Consider the following 26,234-nt stretch of genomic DNA (forward strand, 5'->3'; position numbering starts at 1 on the left):
TCATGACGGATTCCCGGGCCTGCTATTGGCCGTTTTCCAGGGGACCGAGGGAATCCCGGGTCCGCCGAACGGCCGCACGCAACGCTTCGGGGTCCGGCCCGTGCCTGAGGACGTCACGGGACGACGCGGGCAGCACACCCGGCAGTCCCGGCCCGAAAAGGGCCCGCAAATCGGCCGGAGTGGCCCCCTGGGCCCCGAAACCGGGCGCCAGGATCGGACCGTTCAGCTTGCTCAGATCGAGCTCCCCCGGCGCGATGGTGGCGCCGACGACGACGCCGATGTCACCCAAGGGGCCGACGCCCGCGTTGTACGCGGCCGCCGTGTCGACGATGTCCTGCGCGACGGTCTTTCCGTTGGGCAGCAAGGCGTTCTGCAATCCCTGCGCCTCCGGGTTCGAAGTGCGCGCCAGGACGATCAGGCCCTTGCCCTGCGCCTGCGCGACGTCGATCGCGGGCGCCAGCGAACCGAACCCGAGGTACGGCGACACGGTGATGGCGTCCGCCTCGAGTTCCGCCCCGGCGGGCAGGAACGCCGCCGTGTACGCCGCCATCGTCGAGCCGATGTCGCCGCGTTTGACGTCCAGCAGGACGAGCGCTCCCGCCTCCTTGCACACCTTCATCGTCTTGGCCAGAACGGCGACCCCAGGAGGCCCGTAGGCCTCGAAAAAGGCCGACTGGGGCTTGATCACCGCGACCTCGGGCGCGAGCGTCTCAGCGGCCGTGAGGGCGAACTTCTCCAAACCGCCCGCGTCCGCCGGGAGACCCCACGCCTGGAGCAGCCCGGGATGGGGGTCGATGCCGGCGCAGAGCGGTCCCTTCTCCGCGACCGCCTGCGCCAGCCTCGCCCCGAACCGCTCGCTCATGCCTTGGCCTTCAGCGCCGCCTGCAGGCTCTGCAGCGACCGCACGCCGATGTCGCCCTTGATGACGGCCTCTATCCCGTGCACGGCCGCCGCCGCGCCCTGCACCGTGGTGATGCAAGGAATGTCGCGCGACACCGCGGCGGTGCGGATCTCGTAGCCGTCGATCCGCGGACCGCTGTTGCCATAAGGCGTGTTGATCACCATCTGCACCTCGCCGCTGAGGATGACGTCCACGACGTTCTGTTCGCCTTCAGCGGAACCTTCGTAGTGCTTGCGCACGACGGTGCAGGCGATCCCGTTGCGCCGCAACACTTCCGCGGTGCCGGACGTGGCGAGGATCTCGAATCCGAGGTCCGCCAGCCGCTTCACCGGGAACACCAGCGAACGCTTGTCGCGGTTGGCGACGGAGACGAACACCTTGCCCGACGTCGGCAGCGAACCGTAGGCGCCGGCCTGCGACTTGGCGAACGCCTTGCCGAAGGAGACGTCCACGCCCATGACCTCGCCGGTGGACTTCATCTCCGGGCCGAGCAGCGAATCGACGCCGTGGCCCTCGGGCGTGCGGAAGCGGTGGAACGGCAGGACCGCCTCCTTGACCGCGACCGGCGAATCGGCGGGCATATGGCCGCCGTCACCCTCGGCGGGCAGGACGCCGGACTCGCGCAGATCCTTGATCGACGAGCCGGTCATGATCAGCGCGGCGGCCTTGGCCAGCGGCACCGCGGTCGCCTTCGACACGAACGGCACCGTCCGCGACGCGCGCGGGTTGGCCTCAAGGACGTAGAGGACGTCGTCCTTGAGCGCGTACTGCACGTTCAGGAGCCCGCGGACGCCGACGCCGCGCGCGATGGCCTCGGTCGAGCGGCGCACCGTCTCGATGTCGGTCCGGCCCAGCGTGATCGGCGGCAGCGCGCACGAGGAGTCGCCGGAGTGGATCCCGGCCTCCTCGATGTGCTCCATGACGCCGCCGAGGAAGAGCTCGTCGCCGTCGAACAGCGCGTCGACGTCGATCTCGATGGCGTCGTCGAGGAACCGGTCCACCAGCACCGGGTGCTCGGGGGTGACCTCGGTGGCGCGGTGGATGTAGCCGGCGAGGGATTCCTCGTCGTAGACGATCTCCATGCCGCGTCCGCCGAGCACGTAGGACGGCCGCACGAGGACCGGGTAGCCGATCTGGTCGGCGATCCGCTTCGCGCCCTCGAACGAGGTCGCCGTGCCGTACTTCGGCGCGGGCAGCCCGGCGTCGGTGAGGACCTCGCCGAACGCGCCGCGGTCCTCGGCGAGGTGGATCGCGTCCGGGGAGGTGCCGATCACGGGGACACCGGCGTCGGCGAGGCGCTTCGCGAGCGAGAGCGGGGTCTGGCCGCCCAGCTGCACGATGACCCCGGCGACGGTGCCCGACTCCTGCTCGGCGTTGACCACTTCGAGGACGTCCTCGAACGACAGCGGCTCGAAGTAGAGCCGGTCCGAGGTGTCGTAGTCGGTGGAGACGGTCTCGGGGTTGCAGTTGACCATGACGGCCTCGAAACCGGCCTCGCGCAGGGCGATCGCGGCGTGCACGCACGAGTAGTCGAACTCGATGCCCTGCCCGATGCGGTTCGGCCCGGAGCCGAGGATCAGCACCTTCGGCTTGTCGGTCTGCGCGGTGATCTCCGACTGCGCCGCGGGGTCGGTCTCGTAGGCCGAGTAGTGGTACGGCGTCTTGGCCGCGAACTCGGCCGCGCAGGTGTCGACGGTCTTGTACACCGGCCGCACGCCGAGACGGCGGCGCAGCGCGCGGACGCCGTCCTCTCCGGCCAGTTCCGGCCGCAGCGAAGCGATCTGGCGGTCGGAGAGGCCGATCCGCTTGGCGCGCCGCAGCAGCGGCTCGTCGAGGACCTGGGCGTCGCGGACCTCGGCGCCGACCTCGCCGATGAGGGCGATCTGGTCGATGAACCAGGGGTCGATCCCCGACGCCTCGTGCACCTGCTGGACGGTGGCGCCGAACCGCAGCGCACGCTCGACCTCGTAGAGGCGCCCGTCGTGCGGCGTACGCAGGGCCTCCAGCACGGACTCCAGCGTCGCGCCTTCGGGATCGGGCCGGGTCCAGAAGCCGGTGGCCTTGGTGTCGATGGACCGCAGCGCCTTGCCGAGCGCCTCGGGGAAGCTGCGGCCGAACGACATCGCCTCGCCGACGCTCTTCATCGTCGTGGTGAGCGTCGGGTCCGCGCCGGGGAACTTCTCGAAGGCGAACCGCGGCACCTTCACCACGACGTAGTCCAGCGTCGGCTCGAAGGCCGCCGGGGTCTCGCCGGTGATGTCGTTGCGGATCTCGTCGAGGGTGTAGCCGATGGCGAGCTTCGCGGCGATCTTGGCGATCGGGAACCCGGTCGCCTTCGACGCCAGCGCGCTGGAGCGGGACACGCGCGGGTTCATCTCGATGACGACCATGCGGCCGTCCTCGGGGTTGATCGCGAACTGGATGTTGCAGCCGCCGGTGTCGACGCCGACCTCGCGCAGCACGGCGATGCCGACGTCGCGCATGTGCTGGTACTCGCGGTCGGTCAGGGTCATCGCGGGCGCGACGGTGACCGAGTCGCCGGTGTGCACGCCCATCGCGTCGATGTTCTCGATCGAGCAGACGACCACCACGTTGTCGTGCCGGTCGCGCATGAGCTCGAGCTCGAACTCCTTCCAGCCGAGGACGCTTTCCTCGATGAGCACCTCGGTGACCGGCGACTCGGTGAGCCCGGTGGAGGCGAGGCGCTCCAGTTCCTCGTCGGTGTGCGCCATGCCCGAGCCGAGCCCGCCCATGGTGAACGACGGCCGGATGACCACCGGGAGGCCGACCTCGGCGACGGTCGCGCGGACCTCGTCCATGTCGTGGCAGACCCGCGAACGCGGCACCTCGCCGCCGATCGTGCGGACGATGTCCTTGAACTTCTGCCGGTCCTCGCCGCGCTGGATGGCCTCGACGTCGGCGCCGATCAGCTCGACGCCGTACTTCTCGAGCACGCCACGCTCGTGCAGGGCGACCGCGCAGTTCAGCGCCGTCTGCCCGCCCAGCGTCGCGAGGATCGCGTCGGGGCGCTCCTCGGCGATGACCTTCTCGACGAATTCCGGCGTCACCGGCTCGATGTAGGTGGCGTCGGCGAACTCGGGATCGGTCATGATGGTCGCCGGGTTCGAGTTCACCAGCGAGACGCGCAGTCCCTCTTCGCGGAGTACGCGGCAGGCCTGGGTGCCGGAGTAGTCGAACTCCGCCGCCTGGCCGATCACGATCGGCCCGGAGCCGATCACCAGCACGTGCTGGATGTCTGTCCTCTTCGGCATTACTTGGCCTTCTCCGTGTTGATCATGGCGCGCGGTCGACGAACGCGTAGCCGGGCCGTGAGTTCTTGAATTCCGTTGCGGTCCGCGCCGAAGGCGGCCCGCCTCCACGTTCGCGAGGCCTTCGGCCAGTGCGCGCCGTCGTGGCCGCTCACCTGGTCAGCCATTTCCCCGCCCCGCGCTCTTGCCCATCAAGCCGACGAACTCATCGAACAGGGGGGCCGCGTCGTGCGGGCCTGCGGCGGCCTCGGGGTGGTACTGCACCGAGAACGCGGGGACGTCGAACGCGCGCACACCTTCGACGGTGTCGTCGTTCGGGCAGTAGTGCGAGATCTGCGCGGCGCCGAACGGCGTCTCGAACCGCTGACCGGGCTCGCCTTCGAGGGCGAAACCGTGGTTCTGCGCGGTGATCGCGACGCGTTTGGTGGCCACGTCGATCACCGGGATGTTGATCCCGCGGTGGCCGTAGCGCATCTTGTAGGTGCCCAGTCCCAGCGCGCGGCCGAGGATCTGGTTGCCGAAGCAGATGCCGAACAGCGGGATCTCCCGCTGCAGCACCGCTTTCGTCAGCTCCGTGGCGTGCGCGGTGGTCGCCGGGTCGCCGGGTCCGTTGGACAGGAACACGCCGTCCGCCTCGACGGCGAGCAGTTCGTCCACAGTGGACGACGAGGGCAGGACGTGCACCTCGATGCCGCGCGCGGCCATCATGCGCGGGGTGTTGGACTTGATGCCCAGGTCCAGCGCGGCCACGCGGAACTTCCGCTCGCCCCGCGCCTCGACGACGTACGCCTGCTTCGTGGTGACCTCGCCGGCGAGGTCGGCGCCCTTCATCTGCGGGCTCGCCTGCACCTGCGCGAGCATCTCCTCGTCGGTGCCCAGCGCGTCGCCCGAGAAGACGCCGGACCGCATGGCGCCCTGCTCGCGCAGGTGCCGGGTCAGCGTGCGGGTGTCCACCTCGGAGATCCCGACGACGCCCTGACGCTCCAGTTCCTCGTCCAGCGTGCGCTTGGAGCGCCAGTTGGACGGGGTGCGCGCGGGGTCGCGGACGACGTAGCCCGAGACCCAGATCCGCGAGGACTCGTCGTCCTCGTCGTTCCAGCCGGTGTTGCCGATCTGCGGCGCGGTCTGGACCACGATCTGCCGGTGGTAGGAGGGGTCGGTCAGCGTCTCCTGGTAGCCGGTCATCCCGGTGCAGAACACCGCCTCACCCAGGCTGCGGCCGCGAGCGCCGTACGCGGAGCCGCGGAACACGCGGCCGTCTTCGAGGACCAGCGCGGCGGGGGTCCTGGTGCTGTTCGCGGTGCTCATCAGGCACCTCCCTTGATGTCGTTGCGGGTGTCTTGCAAAGCTTCGATCCACTGTGGATAGTCGTCGACGTCGTCGCCGCGGAATCCGGTGTCCAGTTCGACGTCGCCCGCCAGCCAGGTGACGACGAGCAGCGCGTCGATGCCCATCACCTTCCCGGCCATCCCCTTGTCCTTGCGGACGCCGGTGACGGACGCGCGCGGGATCCAGAAGTCCGGTGCGCCGCCGCGTTCGATGGCGATCCCGGCTTCGTGGAGGCGCCAAACCGCACCGGTGCGCAGGCCGGCGCCGCGGGTGACCACGCGCTCCTGCCAGTGCCCCGCCGTGGTGGTGCTGATGTAGACGCCGGTCGATTCGAGCGACGCCTCACCGGGCTCCGCGGGGATCTCCGGGAACGGCGGCACCTGCACGCTCTGCGCGCGGGACTTGCGGCGCCAGCCGCGCCACATCAGGAAGACGCAGAACAGGAAGAAGGCGAAGACCGCCAGGGTCAGCAGAAGCCGGTCGCTCATGATGCGATCTTCCCTTCCCGTGCGGTGATCCGCCCGCGCAGCAACGTCGCCGTCACCACGCCGGGGAGCCGCATTCCTTCGTACGGGGTGTTCGCCGCGATACTCGCGAACTCGGCCCCGCGCACGGTCCATTCGGTGTCCGGGTCCACCAGCGTCAGGTTCGCCGGTTCACCGACCTCGATCGGACGGCCGTGGTCGGACAGGTTGCCGATCTCGGCGGGCCGCTCACTCATCACCCGCGCGACGCCCCGCCAGTCCAGCAGGCCGGTGCGGACCATGGTCTCGACCACGATCGACAGCGCGGTCTGCAGGCCGAGCATGCCCGGCCGGGCCGAGCTCCACTCGCAGTCCTTGTCCTGGACCGCGTGCGGCGCGTGGTCCGTGGCGACGCAGTCGATGACGCCTTCGGCGAGCGCGGCGCGCAGCTTTTCGGCGTCGGACTCCGTGCGCAGCGGCGGGTTGACCTTGTTGACCGGGTCGTAGGTCGCGAGCCGCTCGTCGGTCAGCAGCAGGTGGTGCGGGGTGACCTCGGCCGAGACCTTGGTGCCGCGGTCCTTGGCCCATTTGAGGATGTCCGCGGTACCCGAGGTCGAAACATGGCAGACGTGCAGCCGCGCGTTCGCGTGCTCGGCGAGCAGGCAGTCACGGGCGACGATCGACTCCTCCGCCGAGGCGGGCCACCCGGTGTAACCCAGCCGTGCGGCCTGCTCGCCCTCGTGCGCCTGCGCGCCGACGGTCAGCCGCGGCTCCTCGGCGTGCTGGGCGATGACCACGCCGAGCGCCGTCGAGTACTCCAGCGCGCGGCGCATGAGCAGCGGGTCCGCGACGCAGAGGCCGTCGTCGGAGAACACCTTCACCCGGGCTTCGGATTTCGCCATGGTGCCCAGTTCGGCGAGCTTCTCGCCCTTGAGCCCCACGGTGACCGCGCCGACGGGGTGCACGTCGACCAGCCCGGCCTCCTGGCCGCGCCGCCACACGTGGTCGACGATCACCGCGTTGTCGGCCACCGGGTCGGTGTTGGCCATGGCGAACACCGCGGTGTAGCCGCCGAGCGCGGCCGCGGCCGAACCGGTGGCGATGGTCTCGGTGTCCTCGCGCCCCGGTTCGCGCAGGTGGGTGTGCAGGTCGACGAAACCGGGGAGCAGCACCTGGCCGCCCGCGTCGATCACTTCGGCTTCTTCCGGCGCGTCGAGCGAACCGATGTCGGCGATGACCCCGTCCTCGACGAGCACGTCGACCGGATCGCCCTCGCCGTAGGGTCGGGCGCCCTTGATCAGGACGGTGGTCATGCAGCGGCTCCTTCACTGGCGAGCAAGTGGTAAAGGACCGCCATGCGCACGTGGACGCCGTTGCGGACCTGTTCGGTGATGGCCGAGGCCGGGGAGTCGGCGACCGCCGAGGCGATCTCCATCCCGCGCAGCATCGGGCCGGGGTGCAGGACGACGGCGTGCTCGGGCAAGAGCTTCATCCGCCGTTCGTTGAGGCCGTACGCGATCGAGTACTCGCGGGCGCTGGGGAAAAAGCCCCCGTGCATCCGCTCCGCCTGGACCCGCAGCATCATGACCGCGTCGAGTGCGGGCAGTTCGGCGTCGAGTTCGTGCGACACGGTGACCGGCAGGCTCTCCACCCCCGCCGGCAGCAGCGTCGGCGGCGCGACGAGCACCACCTCCGCGCCCAGCGAGGAGAGCAGGTGGATGTTCGACCGCGCGACCCGGCTGTGCAGAACGTCGCCGACGATCCCGATGCGGCGGCCCTCGAAGGAACCGAGGCGCTCCCGCAGCGTGGCCGCGTCGAGAAGCGCCTGCGTCGGATGCTCGTGGGTGCCGTCCCCGGCGTTGACGACCGCCGTCCCCGCTTCGGCGAGCCAGCCCGAAAGCCGCTGCGCCGCACCGGAGGCGGGGTGCCGGATGATCACGCAGTCGGCACCGGCCGCGGCCAGCGTCAGCGCGGTGTCCCGCAGCGATTCGCCCTTGTTGACCGAGGAACTGGACGCGGAGACGTTGATCACGTCCGCGCTCATCCACTTCCCCGCGATCTCGAACGAGACGCGCGTGCGGGTCGAGTTCTCGTAGAACAGCGTGATGACGGTGCGGCCGCGCAACGTCGGCAGTTTGCGGACCTCGCGGCCCAGCAAGGTGTGCTTGAGCTCTTCCGCGGTGTCCAGCACGGCTGTCGCGAGCGCCGGGTCGAGCCCGTCGGTGGCGAGCAGGTGCTTCACGATCGATCTCCTTCTGGTTGCGCGCGAAGCAGAACCGAGTCCCGTCCGTCCACTTCGGACAGCAGGACCTCGATCCCCTCGGCGCGCGAGGTGGGCACGTTCTTGCCCACGTAGTCGGCGCGGATCGGCAGTTCGCGGTGGCCGCGGTCGACCAGCACGGCCAGCTGGACCGCGCGTGGGCGGCCGTGGTCGCGCAGGGCGTCGAGGGCGGCGCGGATGGTGCGGCCGGAGAACAGCACGTCGTCGACCAGGATCACCACCGCGTCGTCGATACCGGTCGGCGGCAGCTGCGAATGTTCGAGCGCGCGGGGCGGGCGGCGGCGGAGATCATCACGGTAGAGCGTGATGTCCAGCGCGCCAGTGGGCGGACGGATGCCGGAGAACTCGGCGATCTTGTCCGCGAGCCGCAGGGCGAGCGGGGTCCCCCGGGTGGGGATGCCCAGCAACACGGGCGGAGTCGAGCCACCGGCACCGAGAGCGGTCTTCTCGATGACCTGGTGGGCCATTCGGGCGATCGTGCGCGCGACATCGCCGGACGAGAGCAGCTCGCGCTCTCCCGCCGGTTCCGCCGCGCCACGCGGGCGTGACGACAAGGCGGACCTCCTTCCCCGCCTCTCTGGACGGGTCCTTAAAGGACGTCGACTTCCTGCTTGGCGAGGAAATCGAACCGACACTAGCAGGAGCGGACGCTCATTCTTACGAGTGGCGCGCCCCAGGTGACGAAGGCCTCTCGAAAGCACCCGCTTGACCTGGTGACAACTATGCGTAACCATTACTCTGAGTATTCGACTCTAGGAGTCCCCTGGATCGGTCACCTCGACCGGTTGGGGGTGAGGAAACGGAGAACCACCAGATGGGCGATTACGCCAAGGCGCTCGGGGCCAAGCTCCGCGGGATCCGCCAGCAGCAGGGCCTGTCCCTGCACGGGGTCGAGCAGAAGTCCGGAGGCCGCTGGAAGGCCGTCGTCGTCGGTTCGTACGAGCGCGGGGACCGCGCCGTCACCGTGCAGAAGCTCGCCGAGCTCGCCGATTTCTACGGCGTCCCGGTGGTCGAGCTGCTGCCGGAGGGCCGGGTGCCGTCGGGTGCCGAGCCCGCCACGAAGATCGTCATCAACCTGGAGCGCCTGCAGCAGCTCCCGGCGGAGAAGGTCGGGCCGCTCGCCCGCTACGCGGCCACCATCCAGAGCCAGCGCGGTGACTACAACGGCAAGGTGCTCTCGATCCGCACCGAGGACCTCCGTTCGCTGGCGATCATCTACGACATGACCCCCGGCGAGCTCACCGAGCAGCTGATCGACTGGGGTGTGCTGCCGCCCGAGGCTCGACCGTCCAAAGAGGACTAGAGATGGCGTCGTTTTCGGTCCGGGGGGACCGGAAACGCCAACCGGCACCACCGAGCACGAGAACGGGCCGTGCCCTCGGCAGAGGACACGGCCCGTTGTAGTACGTCTTCTTACAGCACCGCGCGGAGCCTGTCGGCGATCGTGCCGATCCGGCCGAGCACGCCGTTCACGAAGCGCGGCGAGTCGTCGGTCGACAGCTCCTTCGCCAGCCCGACGGCCTCGTCGATGGCGACCGGGTCCGGCACGTCTTCGGCCCACAGCAGCTCGTAGACGCCGACGCGGAGCACCGCCAGGTCCACCGGCGGCATCCGGTCCAGCGTCCAGCCCTGAGCGTGCTCGGAGAGCAGCTCGTCGATCTGGGTCTTGCGGCCGGTGACGCCCTCGACCAGCGAGATCGTGTAGTCCGCGATCGGGTCGACCTCGACCGAACCGACCCGGTCCGCCAGCAGCGTCACCGCGTCGGCACCGCGCTGGGCGGCCTCGTACATCATCTCGACGGCCCGCTTACGAGCCTGGCGGCGGCTGATCGGCCCGCCGCGGTTCGGGGACTTGCCGGATTTGCCTGAGCCTGCCATCAGCTGGAGACGCGGCCCAGGTAGCGGCCGTCACGGGTGTCGACCTTGATCTTCTCGCCGGTGGTGAGGAACAGCGGCACCTGGATCTCGGCGCCGGTCTCCAGGGTGGCGGGCTTGGTGCCACCGGTGGAGCGGTCGCCCTGCAGGCCGGGGTCGGTGTGCTGGACGACGAGCTCGACCGAGGTCGGCAGCTCGATGTACAGCGGGACACCCTCGTGCACCGCGACCTGGACCTCGGTGTTCTCGAGGAGGTAGTTCGCGTTGTCGCCGACGGTCTCGTTCAGCACGGTGATCTGGTCGTAGGTCTCCGCGTCCATGAACACGAAGTCCTGACCCTCCTTGTACAGGTAGGTCATGTTGCGGCGGTCGACGGTGGCCGTATCGACCTTCGTGCCCGCGTTGAAGGTCTTGTCGACGACCTTGCCGGTCAGCACGTGCTTGAGCGTCGTGCGGACGAACGCGCCGCCCTTGCCCGGCTTGACGTGCTGGAACGCGGTGACGGTCCAGAGCTGGCCGTCGAGGTTGAGGACGAGCCCGTTCTTCAGGTCGTTGGTGGTGGCCACGAGTGTGCAGTCTCCTGTGTCGATCTTCCGGGCCGCCGTCAGACGACCACGAGTTCCTTGGTGCTCAGCGTGAGGAGTTCGGGCGTACCTTCCCGCACGACCAGCGTGTCCTCGATGCGCACGCCTCCGCGTCCGGGCAGATACACACCAGGCTCGACGGTGACGGCCATACCGGCGGACAGTGTACCGACGCCGGTCGCGGCCAGGCTGGGCGCCTCGTGCACCTGCAGCCCGACGCCGTGGCCGAGACCGTGGCCGAACTCCTCGCCGCGCCCCGCGCCGACGATCACGCCGCGGGCCGCCTTGTCCACTTCGGACACCTCGGCGCCGGGGAGGACGGCGTCACAGCCCGCCGCCTGCGCGCGCTGGACCAGCTCGTAGACCTCCTCCTGCCACGCCGCGGGCTTGCCGAGGACGAACGTGCGGGTCATGTCGGAGTGGTAGCCGTCGACCGTGGCACCGAAGTCGATCTTGACGAAATCGCCGGTCGCGAGCACGGCCGGGGTGGGCCGGTGGTGCGGGATCGCGGAGTTGGCGCCCGCCGCGACGATCGTGTCGAACGAAGGACCGGTCGAACCGTGGCCGAGCATGCGGTTCTCGAGGTCGCGGGCGACGTCCAGCTCGGTGCGGCCCGGCCGGAGCCCGCCGGCGGACACCAGGTCCTCCAGCGCCCGGTCGGCCGCCGCGCACGCCTGGCGCAGCGCCTCGATCTCCTGCTCGTCCTTGACCAGCCGCAGCTGCTCGACGAGCCCTGGCGTCCGGACCAGCTCGACGCGGTCGAAGCGGACCTTGAGGTCTTCGTGCTGCTCGACGCTGACGTGCTGGCTCTCGAACCCGGTCTTGCCGAGCTTCTTCTCGGCCGCCAGGTCGGCGAGCTTCGCCGCGCTCGCGCGGTCCAGCACTCGTTCGAGGTCGGGCACCTCCGTCGCCGACTGGACCGTGTAGCGGCCGTCGGTGCAGAAGATCGTCTTGTCGTCGCCGTCCCCGTGGACCAGGAGAGCGGCGTTGGACCCGGTGAAGCCGGTCAGGTACCTGATGTTGAGCAGGTCCGTGACCAGCAGCGCGTCCACCCCGGAGTCGGCCAGCAGGGAACGCAGCGCCGCGCGGCGGCGAGAGAAGTATTCACGCACGTGATGGAGTTTAGGGGGTGGGCCGCCGGTGGCACGCTTTTCGGCGCCGCCCAAGTCCGTGAAGGCCCCCTTCATGTACCTAGGCGCAAGCAAGGTGGCCTTCATGTACTTGGGCGATCGCCTCCGGACGTGACGATCATCGAGTCCGTGAAGGCCTCCTTGAGGGACCCAGAGTCCCTCAAGGAGGCCTTCACGGACCTTCCACCGGCTGTCAGGGCCGCGGAGGGGCGTGACAGTCGCTACTGGCGAGTTAAACTCCCCCAATGGCACCGTGGCTGACTCGTGGACTCGTGATGGCGCTGCTGCACGGCGCGGCCGTCACCGTGCTGGCCAAGTACGAGGTCTTCAACCCCACCGACAAGACCCTCGTCACCGCCCTCACCCTCGCCGTCCTGGTCGGCGCGGCCGCGGGCTGGGGTGCCGTGGACGCCTGGCAGGGCAAACCCGAACGCGGCAAGAACTGGTTCATCGCGGCGCTGATCGCCGGCCCGGTCTCCGGCGTGCTGTACGTGATCGGCCGCGCGGTGTTCGTCGACCAGACCGGCGCCTCGGAACTCGGCGGCGCGCTCACCGGCGGCGCCGCCTTCTCGGCCCTGCTGGTGCTCATCCCGGCCGGGCTCGGCCTGTTCGTCGGCGGCCGCATCACCAAGGCCGATCAGCCCGCGAGCGAGAAACCTGCCGGGAAGCCGTCCCAAGCCTGATCGGCGATCGTCTCGACGGCCGAGTCGTTCAGCACCGCCGCCCTGCCGTCCGGCAGCGCGAAGAGCTTGCCGTCGAGCACCACGCCGAACCCTCGGCCGGGCGCGTGCACCATCCTCGCCCCGGCGCTCAACCGCGCCGCCAGCGGGAAGTCGCCGACGACCTTGAGCCGCTCGTTCAGCATCTCGCCCGCGAGCGCCGCCGCCACCGAGCGCCGGTCGACCCGCACCAGGGTGCCGCCGGCCACCAGGTCGATGGTCCGCTGCGGCGACGGCATCGCGACACCTTCGAACGAGGTCCGGATCCGGGCGTCGCTCTCGCACGCCCGCGAACCGCGGACGTCCAGGCCGAAATGCTTGAGGTCGGTCGGCGCCGCCGCGCCGCCGATGACCGTGGCCCGGACGACGTCGAACGGGACCCGGTCACAGACGTCGCCCGAGGAGAGCGGCGCGTGCCCGTCGGGCCGCCTGACCAGGCCCGGGCCTTCCTTCCACACGCCCGGGATGAGCGCCGGCCGGTACGGCTGCGCGGAGAAATCCCTGGTCCAGAACGTGAGGGTGGTGCCCTTTTCGGTCTCGTGCGCGATCACGAAGGCGTCGAGCGAACCGACCCACATCAGGTCGGTGCTGAACGCGTCGACCAGCGAACGGGGGCGCGGCGAGGTCGTGCCGGGCTTGGCGACGAAGCCCTGCTCCCCCAGCGTTTCCACGCCACGGGTGAACGCCGCGTCCCTGGCCCGGAGCAGGAACTGCCCGGCGCCGTTCCATCCGGCGCCCTTCGCGGTGGTGTCGGTGAAGAGCACGTAGAACCAGCCGTCGAGGTACACCGCCGAGGGCTGGCCCGCGCCGTAGACGTTGTCGCGGTGCACGTCGTGCGACGGCCCGATGATCGGCTTCCCGCCCGCCGCCCGCGTCCAGGTGAGGCCGTCGTGGCTGGTCGCGAGGCCGATCGAGTTGCCGAGCGCGTGGTCGCCCGCCGCGCCGGTGTAATACATGTAGTAGGTCGAGCCGACCTTGATCACCGACGGATCGCAGGTGTGCATACCGTCGAAACCGCCGGGCGCGCCCGAGAACACCGCCGCGGGCCCACCACCGGACGGGCCGGTGAACGGACCGTCGAGCGAGGGCGACTGCGCGTAGAGGACGTCGTCACCGGGCGGCTGGGCGCTGCCGTACTGGCTGCACCACCACATCTTGAGTTCGCCGCCGTCCCGCATCACGGTCGGGCTGTAGTTGTAGACCGCGTCCTGATCGCCCGCGGCCACCACGCCGCCGCTGGCCCGGGGATCGCTCGTCACGAGCTCGACGTCCATCGGGCGCGGCTTTTCCTTGGGCGCCTGCTGGGCCCCGCCGATCCCGCCGCCCTTGCCGTCGGCCTGGGACTGCACCGTGCCGTCGCTGCACGCCGCGAGGACCGCGCCGGCCGCGAGAAGGGCCACGACGGCACGGGCGGGTCGCCGACCCCCACGAAAAAGGCGCATGATGGCCGAGTGTAGCGAGGCTTAATCCGGTCGAGTGACCTCAGTACCCGGGAGAGCGACCAGTTCCACCTCGAAGCCGTCGGCGTTTTCGAGGTAGGCGGCGTAGTGATGGTCACCGCCCGCATACGGATACTTGTCCGCGAACATCGGCGACCAGCCGTGTTCGAGCGCCTTCGCGGCCAGTTCGTCCACCCGATCGCGTGACTCGACGTGCAAGGCGAGATGGTTCAGGCCCGGCGCGGTGCGCTCGTGCTTTTCCCCGCTGAGCGCGGGAGAACGCTCGACGACGAGATACGTCGCGCCGTGTTTCCAGCTGACCCCGGCGGGCCAGCGCTGGAACTCCCGCCAGCCGAGCTCGCCGAGCAGCCAGCCCCAGCTCTCCTCCGCGCGCCCGAGATCGGGCACCCACAGCTCGATGTGGTGCGCGCGGCCATGACCCGAAGGCAGCGCGACGAAGACCCGGTGCGGCCCGCTGCCGTAGTGGTCACCACCACCGACGTCGAGAAAACCCAAGCGTCGCACCAGGTTCTGACTGGACACATTGGACTCGCCGACCAGCGCCCACACCGACGACAGGCCGAGGCCGACGAGCCCGTGCTCCAGCAGGGCCTTCGCGGCCTCGGTCGCCAGGCCCTGCCCGCCGTGCGCGCGCGAAAGGTAATAGCCGATCTCCGGCACGTCGCCGGGCAGCTCCTGCGACGGCCGCAGATGCGCGAGGCCGATCACCTCGCCATCACGTTCGATCGCCCAGTGCCCCATACCCGCCGGGCCGTCGTAGGACAACCTGCGGCCGACCATTTCGCGGACCCGGTCCGGCTCGGTGAGCGGCACCGCGAAATGCGCGCTAATCGCCGGGTCGGCGAAGAGCTTGACGATCGCGTCGGTGTCCGCCTCCGTCAGCGCGCGCAACCGCAGCCTCGCGGTGTCGAGCGTGGGCGGGTTGTTCATGCCGCGTTCGCGGCCATCCAGCGCAGGGCCAGCGGGTACCCGTCGACCCCGAGCCCGGCGATCACGGCGGTGGCGACATCCGACAGCACGCTGTGGTGCCGGAACTGCTCACGCTTGTGCACGTTGGAGATGTGCAGCTCGATCAGCGGCGCCTTGAGCTGGGCGGCGGCGTCGCGGACCGCGATCGAGTAGTGCGTCCAGGCGGCGGCGTTGAGCACCACCGGCCACCCCGCGTCGGCGGCCTCGTGCAGCCAGCCGACCATCTCGCCCTCGTGGTCGGTCTGCCGGACCTCGACGTCGATCTCCAATTCCTTGCCGGTCTCGACGCAGGTGGAGACGAGGTCCGCGTGCGTGGCCGAACCGTAGATACCGGGCTCGCGCAGGCCGAGCCTGCCGAGGTTCGGGCCGTTGAGGACGAGCACCTTCACAGCAGCACGCTCCCGCCGGGCTTGGGGGCTTCACCGGCCACCACCGAGTACGCGGCGGCGAGCAGCGACGGGTCCGGGCCTTCCAGCCTGCCGGGTTTCGCCAGTCCGTCGAGGACGACGAAGCGCAGCACGCCCGAGCGGGTCTTTTTGTCGCCCTTCATCGTCTCCAGCAATTGCGGGAGCGCGTCCGGGTCGTAAGTGGTCGGCAGGCCCAGCAGCTTGAGCACCTTCGAGTGCCGCTCGGCGGTGGCGTCGTCGAGACGACCGGCCAGCCGCGCGAGTTCGGCGGCGAACACCAGGCCGACGCTGACCGCCGCGCCGTGGCGCCACCGGTACCGCTCGCGGCGCTCGATGGCGTGGGCGAGCGTGTGGCCGTAGTTGAGGATCTCGCGCAGATCCGACTCGCGCAGATCCGCGGCGACGACGTCGGCCTTGACCTGGATCGAGCGGCGGACCAGCTCGCCGAGGACCTCGCCGGTGGTGTCCAGCGCCGCGGCGGGGTCCTGCTCGACGAGTTCGACGATCCGCGGGTCGGCGATGAACCCGGCCTTGACCACCTCGGCCATTCCGGCGACGAGTTCGTTGGGGGGCAACGTTTCCAGCGTCGCGAGGTCGACGAGGACCGCGCTCGGCTCGTGGAAGACGCCGACCAGGTTCTTGCCCGCCTCGGTGTTGATGCCGGTCTTGCCACCGAGGGAGGCGTCGACCATGCCCAGCAGCGTGGTGGGCACGTTGACCAGCCGGACGCCGCGCATCCAGGTGGCGGCGACGAACCCGGCCAGGTCGGTCACGGCGCCGCCGCCGAGCCCGACGACCACGCCCTGGCGGTCGAGGCCGATGCGGCCGAGGACCTCCCAGCAGAAGCTGGCGACGGTGAGCGCCTTGCCGTCCTCGGCGTCGGGGATCTCGACCCGGTGGGCGTCGATCCCGGCTTCGGCCAGTTCGTCGCGGATGGCCTCGGCGGTGGTCGTCAGCGTCGGCGGGTGGATCAGCGCGACCTTGGAGGCGTCGGCGAGCTGCTCGGTGAGCTCGCCCAGCAGGCCGCGGCCGATGACGACGTCGTAGGGCTTGGCGGTGTTGACGGTGATGCGGACCGGCTCGGTCATCGTTCCCCTCACTTCGGCGGAAGCCGCTTGGCCCTCGCGACCTCGCAGGTGATCTTGCCCTTGACCGGGGTGTCCCCCGGGATCTCTTCGGTCACCTTCTGGCCGGGCGTCATCCGGTTCTTCGCGAAAAGCGCCTCACCGGAGGGCTTGCCGTCGGCGTCCTTGATCGCGATGGTGACGGCGTACCGCGCGTCTTCCGCGGTGCTGTTGGTGACCTCGATGGTGATCTTCGGGGTGTAGCTGTTGCTGTCGCACTTGGTGACCTTGACGTCGGCCGCGACGTCCGCTTCCGGTGCGGCCGACGCGGGCGCGCCGGTGGTGGCCGCTCCGGTCTGGACGACGTCGGCTCCCGCGGGCTGCTTCTCCTCGCCGCACGCGGTCAGGGTCAGGGCCATGACGGCGAGCAGTACGCCGGCGGTGGTGCGTTTCATGCTCGGTCCTTGCTGATCTCGTGCAGCCCGATGAGGGCGGCCTCGACGACCTCGTCGGCGGTCAGGCGGTCGGTCTCGATCTCGAACGTGGCGACCTCGCGGTACACCGGCAGGCGCGCGTCGAGGAGCGCCTTGTACGTGGCGCGGGGGTTCACCCCGGCCAGCAGCGGGCGCGCGGTCGAGAGCCCGGCGCGCTGGACGCCCGCGGCCATCCCGACGTTCAGGAAGATCACGGTGTGCCCGGCCAGCCGTTCCCGGGTGCCCGGCGTGATCGGCGCTCCCCCGCCCAGCGAGAGGACGCCTTCGTGCTCGGCGAGCGCCTTCGCGACCATCTCCTCCTCCAGCGCGCGGAAGGCGGGCTCGCCCTCCTCGGCGAAGATGTCGGTGATGGGCTTGCCCGCGCTCGCGACGATGTCGTCGTCGCTGTCGCGGAACGCGAGACCGAGCCGGGCGGCGAGCGCCGGGCCGACCGTGCTCTTGCCCGAGCCCGGCGGCCCGATGATCACCGCGCGAGGAGTCACCAGCGCTCCTCGAGCGCCTTCAGGTAGGCCTCGGCGTTGCGCTTGCCCTCGGCCAGCGAGTCGCCGCCGAACTTCTCCAGCGCGGCGTCCGCGAGTACCAGCGCGACCACCGACTCCAGCACGACCCCGGCCCTGGGCACCGCGCAGACGTCGGAACGCTGGTGGATGGCGACCGCGGGTTCACCGGTGGTGACATCCACAGTGGACAGTGCCTTGGGGACGGTCGAGATCGGCTTCATGGCGACGCGCACGCGCAGCGGCTCGCCGTTGGTGATGCCGCCTTCGAGGCCGCCCGCGCGGTTGGATCGGCGGGTCACCCCGACCGGCCCGGTGCCGCGGTCGATCTCGTCGTGTGCCTGGCTGCCCCAGCGCTTGGCCGTGGTGAAGCCGTCGCCGACCTCCACGCCCTTCATCGCCTGGACGCCCATGAGCGCGCCGGCGAGGCGGGCGTCGAGCCTGCGGTCCCAGTGGACGTGCGAGCCGAGGCCCGGCGGCAGGCCGTAGGCGATCACCTCGATCACGCCGCCGACGGTGTCACCCGCCTTCCGCACGGCGTCGACCTCGGCGACCATCGCGTCGGTCCCCTCCTGGCCGAAGGCGCGGACCGGGCTCTCGTCGATGGCGGGCAGGTCCGAGGGCACCGGCAACGGGCCCTCGGGCGCCGACGCGCCACCGATGGACACGACGTGGCTGAGGATCTCGACCCCGAGCAGCTGCTTGAGGTACGCGCGGGCCACCGTGCCGAGCGCCGTGCGGGACGCCGTCTCGCGGGCGCTCGCGCGCTCCAGCACCGGACGGGCCTCCGGGAAGCCGTACTTCTGCATCCCGGGCAGGTCCGCGTGGCCGGGACGGGGACGCGTCAGCGGCTCGTTGCGAGCGAGGCCTTCCAACTCCTCGGCGGGCACGGGATCGGCCGACATGACCTTCTCCCACTTGGGCCACTCGGCGTTCTCGATCTGGACCGCGACGGGGCCACCCTGGGTGAGCCCGTGCCGGACGCCGCCGGTGAACTCGATGTGGTCGGTCTCGAAGCCCATCCGGGGACTGCGGCCGAAGCCGAGCCTCCGGCGCGCGAGCTGCTCGCCCACTTCGGCGGTGGTGACCTCGACCCCGGCGGGCATCCCTTCCAGGATGGCGGCGAGGGCGGGTCCGTGCGATTCCCCTGCGGTTATCCAGCGCAACACCTGACAGATCCTGTCACAACCTCCTCTCTGTCCCGGTACAGGCCGGGCTATCCCGGACCTGGTCCGGCGAAGACGGCGAGCGCCCACGCCGCGACCAGGAGACCGGGTCCGTGCGGCACCGTGGGATGCCGTGGCCCGCCCACCGCGAGCGCCACGCTCAGTAGCGCCGCGGCGACGGCGCCGAGCACGACCGACGGCCAGCCCGTCGCGGCGAGGACCGCTCCCAGGCTGCCCGCCAGCTTCACGTCCCCGGCACCGAGCGAGCGCGGCGACAACGCGTGGACGAGCGCGTGCGCCCCGCCGAAGACGAGCGCGCCGAGCACGGCCCGCCACGCGATGGCCGTTCCTCCCCCGTGTGCGGCGATCGCGAGGGCGGCGGCCAGCGCCGGGTACGCGGGCAGGGTCAGGACGTCGGGCAGGCGGCGGTACTTCAGGTCGGCGAGCGCCAGCGGGACGGCGAAGACGGTCAGCACGGCCGGGACCGCGAGCCACCACGACGGCCAGGCGCCGGACTGGTGCCTGAGCCAGACGGCGACGAGCACCGCCGCCGTGATGGCCGCCGCCCACGCCGTGACCGGCGCTCCCGCCCGGCGCAGGCAGGAGCGCGCGGCGAGCGCCGATCCGGCGCCCGCCACCGCGAAGGCGATCGGCGTGAACACAAGATCAAGAGTGCGCCGGTGACGCTCGGTGCGGCAAGGATTTCTTTTCGTGACAGGGACTTTCGCGTGCTTTCGGCAGGTCGGGCGGGGGTGCGGAAGTCGTGAATGGACCGTTCACGCATGGGCAGGCAGGGCGGGACTGAAGGGATCGGGCGCGCGGCGGTGGGAGCCGACAGGAGTCGGTCGCGTAGCGGCGGGGTGAAGGGACCGGGCGCGCAACGGTGGGCTGAAGGGGCCTTTCACCGCGTCTCATGCAGCGAAGGGGAGCTTTCGTCGCATGAGATGCGGGGAAGCTCCCTTCGCCCCCGCAGGAGGCGGCGCCTTAAGGATCGAGGCCTCCTTGAGGGGCAAGGCAAAGGTGGCACGTTGCGAAAGTGGCTTTCGCGACGTCCGCGGAGGCGGGAACTTAGCGACGGAGGCCTCTCTGCACCGCAGATGTGGCTTTCGCGAGCCCCCAAGGCCCAGCCACGTCGCGAAAGCCACTTTCGCGACGTCTGACGTCCCGAAAGTGGCTTTCGCGACATCAGAAATCGGGCCCGAAACTCACCCCAATCCGCACCGCGTCCGGCCACGAAGACCTGTCATGACACCGGGATCAGGGGTTCATCCGCAGCAGCGGGAGACCCGAGGGCGTGCGGATCTCCAGCGCCTTGATGTCTCCGGTGCGCATCGCGGTACCGACCACGATGTGCGCGGTGTCCTTCGGCATCGCGCGCCAGGACGCCAGCTCGCTGGTGCCGCCGTCGGCGCCGACGGCGACCAGGATGTAGTCCCCGGCGCGGTTGCCACCATAACTGCAGGTCATGTCGACCTTCGTGCCGGTCTCCGTGGCCGACATGGCGACTTCGGCGGTCACCGGGTAGTCGCCGAGCGGGGTCATCGGGTCGCCCGCCGCCGCGACCGGCCCGGTCAGGACGACCGCGAGCGCCACGCAGGCGGCGACGGCCGCCCCGGCCGTCGTGGTGGTGATCGCCCGTTGGATCCGCCTTCCCCGGCGGACCCGTTTGAGCACGGTCGGCAGCAGATCCGGCGAGGGCTCCTCCTGCAGCGCCGGGGCGCCGGCCTGAGCGAGCAGTCCGGGGATCCCGGCCAGGTCACGCACGGATTCCGCGCACCGATCACAGACGCGCAAGTGCTTCTCGTAGGCGGACCGGTCTTCCGGGGACAACGCCCCGAGCACGTAGGCCGCGTCGTAGGTGGCGAAGGGGTCGGTCATTGAGTCACCCCTCTTTCCTCCAATATCAGTCGCAGCGCCCGCAACGCGTAGTGCGTCCGCGACTTGATCGTCCCTTCGGCCACACCCAGCCGTTTCGCGGCGTCGGCGACGGAGTAACCCTGGAAATAGCACAGGACGAGGACGTCCCGATGTCTCGGCGACAGCTCGCCGAGGGCTTCGGCGACCAGCCAGCCCTGGACGGCCCGTTCGGTGCCGTCGGTGACCGCCGTTTCGGGCGGCTGGCCGGTCACCACCTCGGGGTGTGCCTCCGAGGCACGCCAGTCGTCGATGGCGATCCGTCGCGCCACGGTGAACAGCCAGCCCCGCGCCGACCCTTCGGACTGGTCCAGCACCTTGGCGTTGCGCCAGGCCCGCAGCAGCGTCTCCTGGACGACATCCTCCGCGCGGACCCGGTCGCCGCTGGTGAGGTGCAACGCGTAGGACCAGAGTGCCGCCGCGTGCTCGTCGTGCAAAGCCCGCATCAGCCGGTCCTCCGCGAATTCCTTCACCGATCCGTGCTTTCCCGGTTCAGGAGCAGCGGGAGCGCGAAGACCACGCAAGCCACTTCGGTGATCAGGCCCCATAGCTCGGCCTGGGTGGTGAAGCGCTCCGTGACGCCGAAGAACCCCGTGGTCAGCGAGAGCACGTACGCGCCCAGCGTCGCCAAGCCGAAGCCGATCGCCGCGAGCGCGGGCAGCCAGTGGTGCCAGACCAGGACGGCGACCGCGATGACCACGCCCGCCACCACGTTCACCAGGAAGAGAGGGCCGACCACGTCCGTTTCGGAAGCCCAGTCCTCCCATACGACGTAATGCACCCATGCCGAGCCGAGCAGGCCCGCCGCCACGACCGCCCGCAACAACCACCGGATCATGTCCGTATCTCTTTCCGCGTGTTCGGTTCCCCTATGCCCTTGAACACGGAAAAAGCGGCCTCGCGGTTCAATCCGGCACCCGATGGACGCCGAATTTGAACCGGATGGCCGCCTGGACCGTGTGTATGGGCATGACTGCCGAACTCCACTCCCGCCGCACCGTCCTGACCACCGGGGCCGCCGTCGCCGGCGCCGCCGTCGGGGCCGTGGCCCTCACGGCCTGCGGAAGCGACAGCAACACTCCGCCCGGCTCGACCGCCGCTCCGCCCGCCGCCGCGCCGGGCGAGACCCTGACCGCGCTCTCCGACATCGAGGTCGGGAAGGCGAAGGCCGCCAAGACCGCCGACGGCAAGGACGTCATCGTCACCAGGACCGCCGAAGGCACGGCGGCCGCGTTCAGCGCGATCTGCACGCACCAGGGGTGCGCGGTCGTGCCCGAGGGCGCGGAGCTGAAATGTCCCTGCCACAACTCGATCTTCGACGCCGCGACCGGCGCGGTCAAAAAGGGACCGGCGGACCAGCCTCTGCCCTCGATCGCGGTCAAGGTCACGAACGGACAGGTCGTCACGGCCTGAGAAACGCGGAAAGGGTCCCTTCAGGACGGTGATTCCGTCCTGAAGGGACCCTTTCGGCAAGCTTTCAGCTGTCCCAGGTGAAAATCGGGTCGCCCGCCTCGACGTCGCCGCCGCTGAGCAGTCCGGAAAGGACTTCCGCCTTCGCGTCGAGCGCCACCACGGGCACGATCGGCGAGTAGCCCGCGGCCTTGACCGCGTCGGGGTCCCAGCCGACCACCGGCTGCCCGGCGCGGACGGCCTCGCCCTTGACGACGTGGAGGGTGAACCCCTCGCCCTTCTGCTTCACCGTGTCGATCCCCAGGTGGACCAGCACGCCGCGGCCGTCCTCGGTGGCCACCACGAACGCGTGCGGGTGCAGGGTGACGACCGTCCCGTCCACCGGGGCGACCGCGTCCTGGCGGCCGCCCGAGGGCAGGACCGCGATGCCGGGGCCGACCATCGCCTGCGCGAAGACCGGATCGGGCACTTCGGTCATAGCGGTCGTCTTGCCGTTCACCGGGCTGAGGATCTCGAGACTCACAGCAGGTCCTCGATCTCACTGGCGATGTTGTCGGCCTCGGGGCCCACGATGACCTGGACGCCGGCCCCCATGCGCACGACGCCCATCGCGCCGGCGGCCTTCAGCGCCGGTTCGTCGAGCAGGCTCATGTCTTCGAGCTCACAACGGAGCCGGGTGATGCACCCCTCGACCTCGATGACGTTCTCGGCACCGCCGAGCCCCGCGAGGATCTTTTCCGCCCTGTCATCCGCCATCGCGGTCTCCCTGTTCCCTGTCGGTTTCCCACATGCGAACCAGCTGTACTACGCCGTTCGCCGACTCGCACGTGATCCCTGGCCACGAACGCGTAACGGTGGTTGACACCCGCTCGTGCGACGGAGCATCCTGCCCCATCGGATCATTGGTCTAGACCGGAACGTACCAATCTTCCGGACCAGATGCGAGTACGGGTTCCCCGACCGACCGGCCCGAAAGGACGGTGACCGTCATGAGCGCTTCGGCGCAGCTGCCGCCGTCCGACCGTGTGATCAACGGACCGACGCCCAAGCACGCCCAGCTGCGGGAGATTCTGCGCCGCACGGTGGAGCGTGAGCTACCCCCCGGCTCGCCGATCCCCTCGGAACGTGACCTCGCCGAGACCTACCAGGTGTCGAGGCTCACGGTCCGCTCGGCGATCGGCAAGCTGGTCGAAGAAGGGCTCTTGTCGCGCGTGCGCGGCAAGGGGACGTTCACCGCCGCGAGGCGGATGGAACTGCAGCTCTACCTGATGTCCTTCACCGAGGACATGCGCCGTCGCGGGATGACCCCGACCACGGAGGTCGTCAAGACCTCCACCGAGGTCCCGCCCGCTCCCTCGGCGCATGCGCTCGGCCTGGCCGCGGGGACCCCGGCGCACCGCATCGTCCGGCTTCGCCGGGCCGACGGGGTGCCGCTGGCGGTCGAACGCGGCTGGTATCACGCCGGCCGGATGCCCGGTCTGCTCGACCTCGATCTCACCCGATCGTTGTACGTCCAACTCGCCCAGTCGTACGACCTCCGCCCGGACCACGCGTGGCAGACGGTCTGGGCCGAATCCGCGGACCGCGAAACGGCACGCCTGCTCGGCATGCGCGCCGGCAGTCCGCTCCTTGTCTTCCGCCGGGTCTCCAGCGTCAACGGGGAACCGATCGAAGACATGACTTCCTGGTACCGGGGCGATCACTACCAGGTCACCATGCAGCTGGACCGGAACACCCCGGATTCCGGTCACCATCCTCACTACGGAGGTACCCGATGAGCTCCACCACCGCGGAGGGGGCGAAGGGCAAAGGCAAGGGACTGGCCGGGCTTCAGCGCTTCGGCCGCAGCCTCATGCTCCCCATCGCCGCCCTGCCCGCCGCCGCGCTCCTGAACAGGTTCGGTCAGCCCGACCTGCTAGGCAAGGACGGCCTCGGCTGGGACAAGGTCGCCGAAGTCCTCGGCGCGGCAGGCAACTCGCTGTTCAACTGGCTGCCGCTCCTGTTCGCGGTGGGTATCGCCGTCGGCTTCGCCCGCAAGAGCGACGGCGCGACCGCGCTGGCCGCCGTGGTCGGCTTCTTCGTGTTCACCAGCGTCCTCCAGGTGTTCACGCCGTTCTCCGAACTGCCGGGCTGGAACCCCGAGAAGCCCGCCGGCCTGATGCTCAACCCGATGAAGTGGTCCTACAGCGTGCTGGCCGGTGTGATCGTCGGCCTCGTCACCGCCTTGCTGTGGCAGAAGTTCTACCGCATCAAGCTGCCGCCGTACCTGGCCTTCTTCGGTGGCCGCCGGTTCGTGCCGATCATCACCGCCGTGACGCTGATGCTCCTCGCGGTGCCCTTCGGCCTGGTCTTCCACTGGGTCAACGAAGGCATCCAGGCCGCGGGCGAAGCGGTCACCGGCGCCCCGGTCGTCGGTGGCGGTATCTACGGTGTGCTGAACCGCCTGCTGATCCCGGTCGGTCTGCACCAGCTGCTGAACGTGCCGGTGTGGTTCATCTTCGACGGCGGCGACCTGACCGAATTCTTCAACGGCGACCCCACCCGCGGCGCCTTCATGACCGGGTTCTTCCCGATCTTCATGTTCGCCATCCCCGCCGCGGCGCTGGCGATCTGGCAGAGCGCGAAGCCCAGCCAGAAGAAGATCGTCGGCGGCGTGATGATCGCCGGCGCGCTGACCTCGTTCCTGACCGGTATCACCGAGCCCATCGAGTTCTCGTTCATGTTCGTCGCGTGGCCGCTGTACCTGATCCACGCGGTACTGACCGGTACGTCGATGGCACTGGTGAACGCGCTCGACATCCACCTCGGGTTCGGCTTCTCCGCCGGTGCGATCGACTTCGCGCTCAACAGCGGTCTCCCGGCGGCGAGCGGCAACGTCTGGCTGCTCATCCCGATCGGTCTCGCCTACGCGGTCATCTACTACGTGATCTTCCGTTTCGTGATCAAGAAGTGGAACCTGCGGACCCCGGGTCGCGAGGACGACGCGATCGAGGCCGATCTCGAAGCCACCGCAGCGAAGCCCGTCAAGTAGTTTCAGCTCAGTAGAACCGAAGGCACGAAAGGGAAAGAACATGCCGGAGAAACGCGTCACCGTGGCCAGCAAGGTGGGCCTGCACGCAAGGCCCGCGGCGACGGTCGCCAAGGCGGCCGCGGCGCAGCCCGTCGCGGTGCACATCGCCAAGGCGGGCGGTGACCCGGTCGCGGCCGGCAGCGTGCTGAACCTGATGACGCTGGCCGCCGGTTTCGGCGACGAGGTCATCATCAGTGCCGACGGCGAGGGGGCCGAGGCGGCCGTCGACGCCATCGCCGAGCTGGTGGCGACCGACCTCGACGCCTGATCCCGACCTCTGCGAAGCCCGGGCCGCCCCGACCGGCCCGGGCTTCGTAGGGTGTGGGGCATGGAAAGCGTGCGCAGGATCGAACAGTGGCCGGTGGACAACGCCGCCACGGCCGTGGTGACCGCCGCCGGTGACGTGCTGGGCACGCACGGCGACACGACGAAGGTGTACCGGCTCGCGTCGGTGACCAAGCCGCTCACCGCCTACGCCGCGTTGATCGCCATCGAAGAGGGCGTCGTCGAACTCGACACCCCCGCCGGGCCGGAGGGCTCCACGATCCGGCATCTGCTCGCGCACACCTCGGGCCTCGCCTTCAACGAGCACAAGCCGATGGCCGCGCCGGGCAACCGGCGCCTGTACTCCAACGCCGGCTTCGAGCAGCTCGCCGACGCGCTCACCGAGCACTCCGGCATCCCCTTCGCCGACTACCAGGCCGAAGCGCTTTTCCAGCCGCTGGGCATGAAGGCGACCAAGCTGACCGGCTCCCCCGCGTCGGGTGCCGAGTCCACTGTGGACGACCTGGCCGCGTTCGCCGCCGAACTGCAGGCACCGAAACTCATCGCCGCCGAAACGGTGCGCGAGGCGACTTCCGTGGTCTTCCCCGGGCTTTCCGGTGTCCTGCCCGGCTTCGGCCACCAGAAGCCGAACGACTGGGGGCTCGGGTTCGAGATCCGCGGTGAGAAGAGTCCACATTGGACCGGCTCGTCGAGCTCGCCGCGGACCTTCGGCCACTTCGGGCAGTCCGGCACGTTCCTCTGGGTCGATCCCGACGCCGGCGCCGCCTGCGTCGCGCTCACCGATCGCGCCTTCGGCCCGTGGGCGGCCGAGGTGTGGCCGCCCTACACCGACGCCGTACTGGCCGAACTGGGTTCGTGAGCGGCGTTTCCGCCTTCCCGCGAATCCGCCCGCCCCGCTGCTCAGGTCGCGAAAGCCACTTTCGAGACGCCTGACGTCCCGAATGGG

The 26,234-nt window shown here is 70.1% G+C and carries 29 protein-coding genes and 1 pseudogene; 7 read left to right on the forward strand and 23 right to left on the reverse strand.

The genetic code is table 11. From position 1 onward, the window contains the following. Positions 1-22 precede the first annotated feature (22 nt). The 7 genes from pyrF to pyrR all read right to left on the reverse strand — a co-directional run bounded on the left by pyrF (position 23) and on the right by pyrR (position 8,798). Positions 23-862: an orotidine-5'-phosphate decarboxylase gene (gene pyrF / locus ACXIZN_RS18670; protein ID WP_457955910.1), complete on the reverse strand. Its 840-nt coding sequence runs from the start codon at positions 860-862 to the stop codon at positions 23-25. Then, complete coding sequence (gene carB / locus ACXIZN_RS18675) at positions 859-4,173, reverse strand: carbamoyl-phosphate synthase large subunit (protein ID WP_126731724.1); 3,315 nt, start codon at positions 4,171-4,173, stop codon at positions 859-861. Before carB ends, pyrF begins: the two co-directional genes overlap by 4 nt. A 156-nt stretch (positions 4,174-4,329) precedes the next feature. Then, entirely contained in the window at positions 4,330-5,478 is a 1,149-nt protein-coding gene (carA, locus tag ACXIZN_RS18680; RefSeq protein ID WP_457955911.1) for a glutamine-hydrolyzing carbamoyl-phosphate synthase small subunit, read from the reverse strand. After that, positions 5,478-5,987 carry a PH-like domain-containing protein gene (locus tag ACXIZN_RS18685; protein ID WP_457955913.1) on the reverse strand — a complete coding sequence of 170 codons (510 nt, stop codon included), beginning with the start codon at positions 5,985-5,987 and terminating at the stop codon, positions 5,478-5,480. The genes carA and ACXIZN_RS18685 overlap by 1 nt, the downstream gene beginning before the upstream one ends. Continuing rightward, positions 5,984-7,276 (reverse strand): dihydroorotase, encoded by a 1,293-nt coding sequence (locus tag ACXIZN_RS18690; RefSeq protein WP_457955915.1) that lies wholly within the window; start codon positions 7,274-7,276, stop codon positions 5,984-5,986. Before ACXIZN_RS18690 ends, ACXIZN_RS18685 begins: the two co-directional genes overlap by 4 nt. After that, positions 7,273-8,205 carry an aspartate carbamoyltransferase catalytic subunit gene (locus ACXIZN_RS18695; protein ID WP_034311667.1) on the reverse strand — a complete coding sequence of 311 codons (933 nt, stop codon included), beginning with the start codon at positions 8,203-8,205 and terminating at the stop codon, positions 7,273-7,275. Before ACXIZN_RS18695 ends, ACXIZN_RS18690 begins: the two co-directional genes overlap by 4 nt. Then, entirely contained in the window at positions 8,202-8,798 is a 597-nt protein-coding gene (pyrR, locus tag ACXIZN_RS18700; RefSeq protein WP_034311664.1) for a bifunctional pyr operon transcriptional regulator/uracil phosphoribosyltransferase PyrR, read from the reverse strand. The genes ACXIZN_RS18695 and pyrR overlap by 4 nt, the downstream gene beginning before the upstream one ends. Positions 8,799-9,058: 260 nt before the next feature. Between pyrR and bldD the strand changes: the two genes are divergently transcribed. Beyond that, the gene (gene bldD / locus ACXIZN_RS18705; protein WP_003096372.1) at positions 9,059-9,547 is read left to right on the forward strand and encodes a transcriptional regulator BldD; all 489 of its coding nucleotides are present in this window, start codon (positions 9,059-9,061) and stop codon (positions 9,545-9,547) included. A 110-nt stretch (positions 9,548-9,657) separates the two neighbouring features. On the opposite strand, the gene nusB is transcribed toward bldD, so the two are convergent. From nusB to ACXIZN_RS18720, 3 genes are read right to left on the reverse strand one after another with little or no spacing between them, the layout of a single operon-like run. Continuing rightward, positions 9,658-10,122, reverse strand: a complete 465-nt coding sequence (gene nusB / locus ACXIZN_RS18710; protein WP_219153080.1) for a transcription antitermination factor NusB — start codon at positions 10,120-10,122, stop codon at positions 9,658-9,660. Continuing rightward, entirely contained in the window at positions 10,122-10,685 is a 564-nt protein-coding gene (gene efp, locus ACXIZN_RS18715) for an elongation factor P (RefSeq protein WP_034311660.1), read from the reverse strand. Before efp ends, nusB begins: the two co-directional genes overlap by 1 nt. Positions 10,686-10,723: 38 nt before the next feature. Further along, a complete protein-coding gene (locus ACXIZN_RS18720; protein WP_457955917.1) occupies positions 10,724-11,815 on the reverse strand; it encodes a M24 family metallopeptidase in 1,092 nt (363 codons plus the stop codon). Between the two features lie 263 nt (positions 11,816-12,078). On the opposite strand from ACXIZN_RS18720, the gene ACXIZN_RS18725 reads away from it, so the two are divergent. After that, positions 12,079-12,516, forward strand: coding sequence for a B-4DMT family transporter (locus ACXIZN_RS18725; RefSeq protein ID WP_192745269.1), 438 nt, complete (start codon positions 12,079-12,081; stop codon positions 12,514-12,516). Here the strand turns inward: ACXIZN_RS18725 and ACXIZN_RS18730 are convergent. The 11 genes from ACXIZN_RS18730 to ACXIZN_RS18780 form a co-directional block, all read right to left on the reverse strand. Then, positions 12,471-13,994, reverse strand: a complete 1,524-nt coding sequence (locus tag ACXIZN_RS18730) for a beta-xylosidase (protein ID WP_457955919.1) — start codon at positions 13,992-13,994, stop codon at positions 12,471-12,473. The two genes, ACXIZN_RS18725 and ACXIZN_RS18730, sit on opposite strands and share 46 nt — an antisense overlap. Before the next feature lie 21 nt (positions 13,995-14,015). Next, a complete protein-coding gene (locus ACXIZN_RS18735; protein ID WP_457955920.1) occupies positions 14,016-14,942 on the reverse strand; it encodes a GNAT family N-acetyltransferase in 927 nt (308 codons plus the stop codon). Then, positions 14,939-15,370 carry a type II 3-dehydroquinate dehydratase gene (aroQ, locus tag ACXIZN_RS18740; protein ID WP_457955922.1) on the reverse strand — a complete coding sequence of 144 codons (432 nt, stop codon included), beginning with the start codon at positions 15,368-15,370 and terminating at the stop codon, positions 14,939-14,941. The genes ACXIZN_RS18735 and aroQ overlap by 4 nt, the downstream gene beginning before the upstream one ends. Next, the gene (aroB, locus tag ACXIZN_RS18745) at positions 15,367-16,476 is read right to left on the reverse strand and encodes a 3-dehydroquinate synthase (RefSeq protein ID WP_034311646.1); all 1,110 of its coding nucleotides are present in this window, start codon (positions 16,474-16,476) and stop codon (positions 15,367-15,369) included. Before aroB ends, aroQ begins: the two co-directional genes overlap by 4 nt. An 8-nt stretch (positions 16,477-16,484) precedes the next feature. Then, positions 16,485-16,907, reverse strand: coding sequence for a hypothetical protein (locus ACXIZN_RS18750; RefSeq protein WP_457955923.1), 423 nt, complete (start codon positions 16,905-16,907; stop codon positions 16,485-16,487). Beyond that, entirely contained in the window at positions 16,904-17,428 is a 525-nt protein-coding gene (locus ACXIZN_RS18755) for a shikimate kinase (protein ID WP_192745275.1), read from the reverse strand. The genes ACXIZN_RS18750 and ACXIZN_RS18755 overlap by 4 nt, the downstream gene beginning before the upstream one ends. Next, entirely contained in the window at positions 17,425-18,612 is a 1,188-nt protein-coding gene (gene aroC, locus ACXIZN_RS18760) for a chorismate synthase (protein ID WP_125675055.1), read from the reverse strand. The genes ACXIZN_RS18755 and aroC overlap by 4 nt, the downstream gene beginning before the upstream one ends. Positions 18,613-18,659: 47 nt before the next feature. Beyond that, positions 18,660-19,271: a prepilin peptidase gene (locus ACXIZN_RS18765; RefSeq protein WP_457955925.1), complete on the reverse strand. Its 612-nt coding sequence runs from the start codon at positions 19,269-19,271 to the stop codon at positions 18,660-18,662. Positions 19,272-19,866: 595 nt separating this feature from the next. Further along, complete coding sequence (locus tag ACXIZN_RS18770) at positions 19,867-20,487, reverse strand: anti-sigma factor family protein (RefSeq protein WP_457955927.1); 621 nt, start codon at positions 20,485-20,487, stop codon at positions 19,867-19,869. Beyond that, positions 20,484-20,996, reverse strand: coding sequence for a sigma-70 family RNA polymerase sigma factor (locus ACXIZN_RS18775; protein WP_125675061.1), 513 nt, complete (start codon positions 20,994-20,996; stop codon positions 20,484-20,486). The genes ACXIZN_RS18770 and ACXIZN_RS18775 overlap by 4 nt, the downstream gene beginning before the upstream one ends. Continuing rightward, positions 20,993-21,361, reverse strand: coding sequence for a hypothetical protein (locus ACXIZN_RS18780; protein ID WP_457955929.1), 369 nt, complete (start codon positions 21,359-21,361; stop codon positions 20,993-20,995). The genes ACXIZN_RS18775 and ACXIZN_RS18780 overlap by 4 nt, the downstream gene beginning before the upstream one ends. A gap of 131 nt (positions 21,362-21,492) precedes the next feature. On the opposite strand from ACXIZN_RS18780, the gene ACXIZN_RS18785 reads away from it, so the two are divergent. Beyond that, the gene (locus tag ACXIZN_RS18785) at positions 21,493-21,936 is read left to right on the forward strand and encodes a QcrA and Rieske domain-containing protein (RefSeq protein WP_457955931.1); all 444 of its coding nucleotides are present in this window, start codon (positions 21,493-21,495) and stop codon (positions 21,934-21,936) included. A 64-nt stretch (positions 21,937-22,000) separates the two neighbouring features. On the opposite strand, the gene ACXIZN_RS18790 is transcribed toward ACXIZN_RS18785, so the two are convergent. Next, positions 22,001-22,456, reverse strand: a complete 456-nt coding sequence (locus tag ACXIZN_RS18790; RefSeq protein WP_457955932.1) for a PTS sugar transporter subunit IIA — start codon at positions 22,454-22,456, stop codon at positions 22,001-22,003. Then, a pseudogene (locus tag ACXIZN_RS18795) lies at positions 22,453-22,698 on the reverse strand (glucose PTS transporter subunit EIIB); the annotation flags it as partial. The pseudogene ACXIZN_RS18795 and the gene ACXIZN_RS18790, both read right to left, overlap by 4 nt. A gap of 224 nt (positions 22,699-22,922) precedes the next feature. Between ACXIZN_RS18795 and ACXIZN_RS18800 the strand changes: the two are divergent. The 4 genes from ACXIZN_RS18800 to ACXIZN_RS18815 are packed head-to-tail and all read left to right on the forward strand — an operon-like array spanning position 22,923 to position 26,147. Continuing rightward, a complete protein-coding gene (locus tag ACXIZN_RS18800; protein ID WP_034318372.1) occupies positions 22,923-23,711 on the forward strand; it encodes a GntR family transcriptional regulator in 789 nt (262 codons plus the stop codon). Further along, positions 23,708-24,964, forward strand: a complete 1,257-nt coding sequence (locus ACXIZN_RS18805) for a PTS transporter subunit EIIC (RefSeq protein ID WP_257487758.1) — start codon at positions 23,708-23,710, stop codon at positions 24,962-24,964. Before ACXIZN_RS18800 ends, ACXIZN_RS18805 begins: the two co-directional genes overlap by 4 nt. Before the next feature lie 40 nt (positions 24,965-25,004). Next, positions 25,005-25,271, forward strand: coding sequence for an HPr family phosphocarrier protein (locus ACXIZN_RS18810; RefSeq protein ID WP_457955934.1), 267 nt, complete (start codon positions 25,005-25,007; stop codon positions 25,269-25,271). Between the two features lie 60 nt (positions 25,272-25,331). Continuing rightward, the gene (locus ACXIZN_RS18815) at positions 25,332-26,147 is read left to right on the forward strand and encodes a serine hydrolase domain-containing protein (RefSeq protein WP_457955936.1); all 816 of its coding nucleotides are present in this window, start codon (positions 25,332-25,334) and stop codon (positions 26,145-26,147) included. Positions 26,148-26,234 lie beyond the last annotated feature (87 nt).

The sequence above is a fragment of the Amycolatopsis sp. TRM77291 genome, from assembly GCF_054166285.1.

What these genes read in the sequence shown, in the direction of transcription:
- pyrF (WP_457955910.1), bottom strand. Translation starts at nt 862, where the DNA reads ATGAGCGAGCGGTTCGGGGCGAGGCTGGCGCAGGCGGTCGCGGAGAAG.
- carB (WP_126731724.1), bottom strand. Translation starts at nt 4,173, where the DNA reads ATGCCGAAGAGGACAGACATCCAGCACGTGCTGGTGATCGGCTCCGGG.
- carA (WP_457955911.1), bottom strand. Translation starts at nt 5,478, where the DNA reads ATGAGCACCGCGAACAGCACCAGGACCCCCGCCGCGCTGGTCCTCGAA.
- ACXIZN_RS18685 (WP_457955913.1), bottom strand. Translation starts at nt 5,987, where the DNA reads ATGAGCGACCGGCTTCTGCTGACCCTGGCGGTCTTCGCCTTCTTCCTG.
- ACXIZN_RS18690 (WP_457955915.1), bottom strand. Translation starts at nt 7,276, where the DNA reads ATGACCACCGTCCTGATCAAGGGCGCCCGACCCTACGGCGAGGGCGAT.
- bldD (WP_003096372.1), top strand. Translation starts at nt 9,059, where the DNA reads ATGGGCGATTACGCCAAGGCGCTCGGGGCCAAGCTCCGCGGGATCCGC.
- nusB (WP_219153080.1), bottom strand. Translation starts at nt 10,122, where the DNA reads ATGGCAGGCTCAGGCAAATCCGGCAAGTCCCCGAACCGCGGCGGGCCG.
- ACXIZN_RS18725 (WP_192745269.1), top strand. Translation starts at nt 12,079, where the DNA reads ATGGCACCGTGGCTGACTCGTGGACTCGTGATGGCGCTGCTGCACGGC.
- ACXIZN_RS18730 (WP_457955919.1), bottom strand. Translation starts at nt 13,994, where the DNA reads ATGCGCCTTTTTCGTGGGGGTCGGCGACCCGCCCGTGCCGTCGTGGCC.
- ACXIZN_RS18735 (WP_457955920.1), bottom strand. Translation starts at nt 14,942, where the DNA reads ATGAACAACCCGCCCACGCTCGACACCGCGAGGCTGCGGTTGCGCGCG.
- aroB (WP_034311646.1), bottom strand. Translation starts at nt 16,476, where the DNA reads ATGACCGAGCCGGTCCGCATCACCGTCAACACCGCCAAGCCCTACGAC.
- ACXIZN_RS18750 (WP_457955923.1), bottom strand. Translation starts at nt 16,907, where the DNA reads ATGAAACGCACCACCGCCGGCGTACTGCTCGCCGTCATGGCCCTGACC.
- ACXIZN_RS18770 (WP_457955927.1), bottom strand. Translation starts at nt 20,487, where the DNA reads ATGACCGACCCCTTCGCCACCTACGACGCGGCCTACGTGCTCGGGGCG.
- ACXIZN_RS18780 (WP_457955929.1), bottom strand. Translation starts at nt 21,361, where the DNA reads ATGATCCGGTGGTTGTTGCGGGCGGTCGTGGCGGCGGGCCTGCTCGGC.
- ACXIZN_RS18785 (WP_457955931.1), top strand. Translation starts at nt 21,493, where the DNA reads ATGACTGCCGAACTCCACTCCCGCCGCACCGTCCTGACCACCGGGGCC.
- ACXIZN_RS18800 (WP_034318372.1), top strand. Translation starts at nt 22,923, where the DNA reads ATGAGCGCTTCGGCGCAGCTGCCGCCGTCCGACCGTGTGATCAACGGA.
- ACXIZN_RS18805 (WP_257487758.1), top strand. Translation starts at nt 23,708, where the DNA reads ATGAGCTCCACCACCGCGGAGGGGGCGAAGGGCAAAGGCAAGGGACTG.
- ACXIZN_RS18810 (WP_457955934.1), top strand. Translation starts at nt 25,005, where the DNA reads ATGCCGGAGAAACGCGTCACCGTGGCCAGCAAGGTGGGCCTGCACGCA.
- ACXIZN_RS18815 (WP_457955936.1), top strand. Translation starts at nt 25,332, where the DNA reads ATGGAAAGCGTGCGCAGGATCGAACAGTGGCCGGTGGACAACGCCGCC.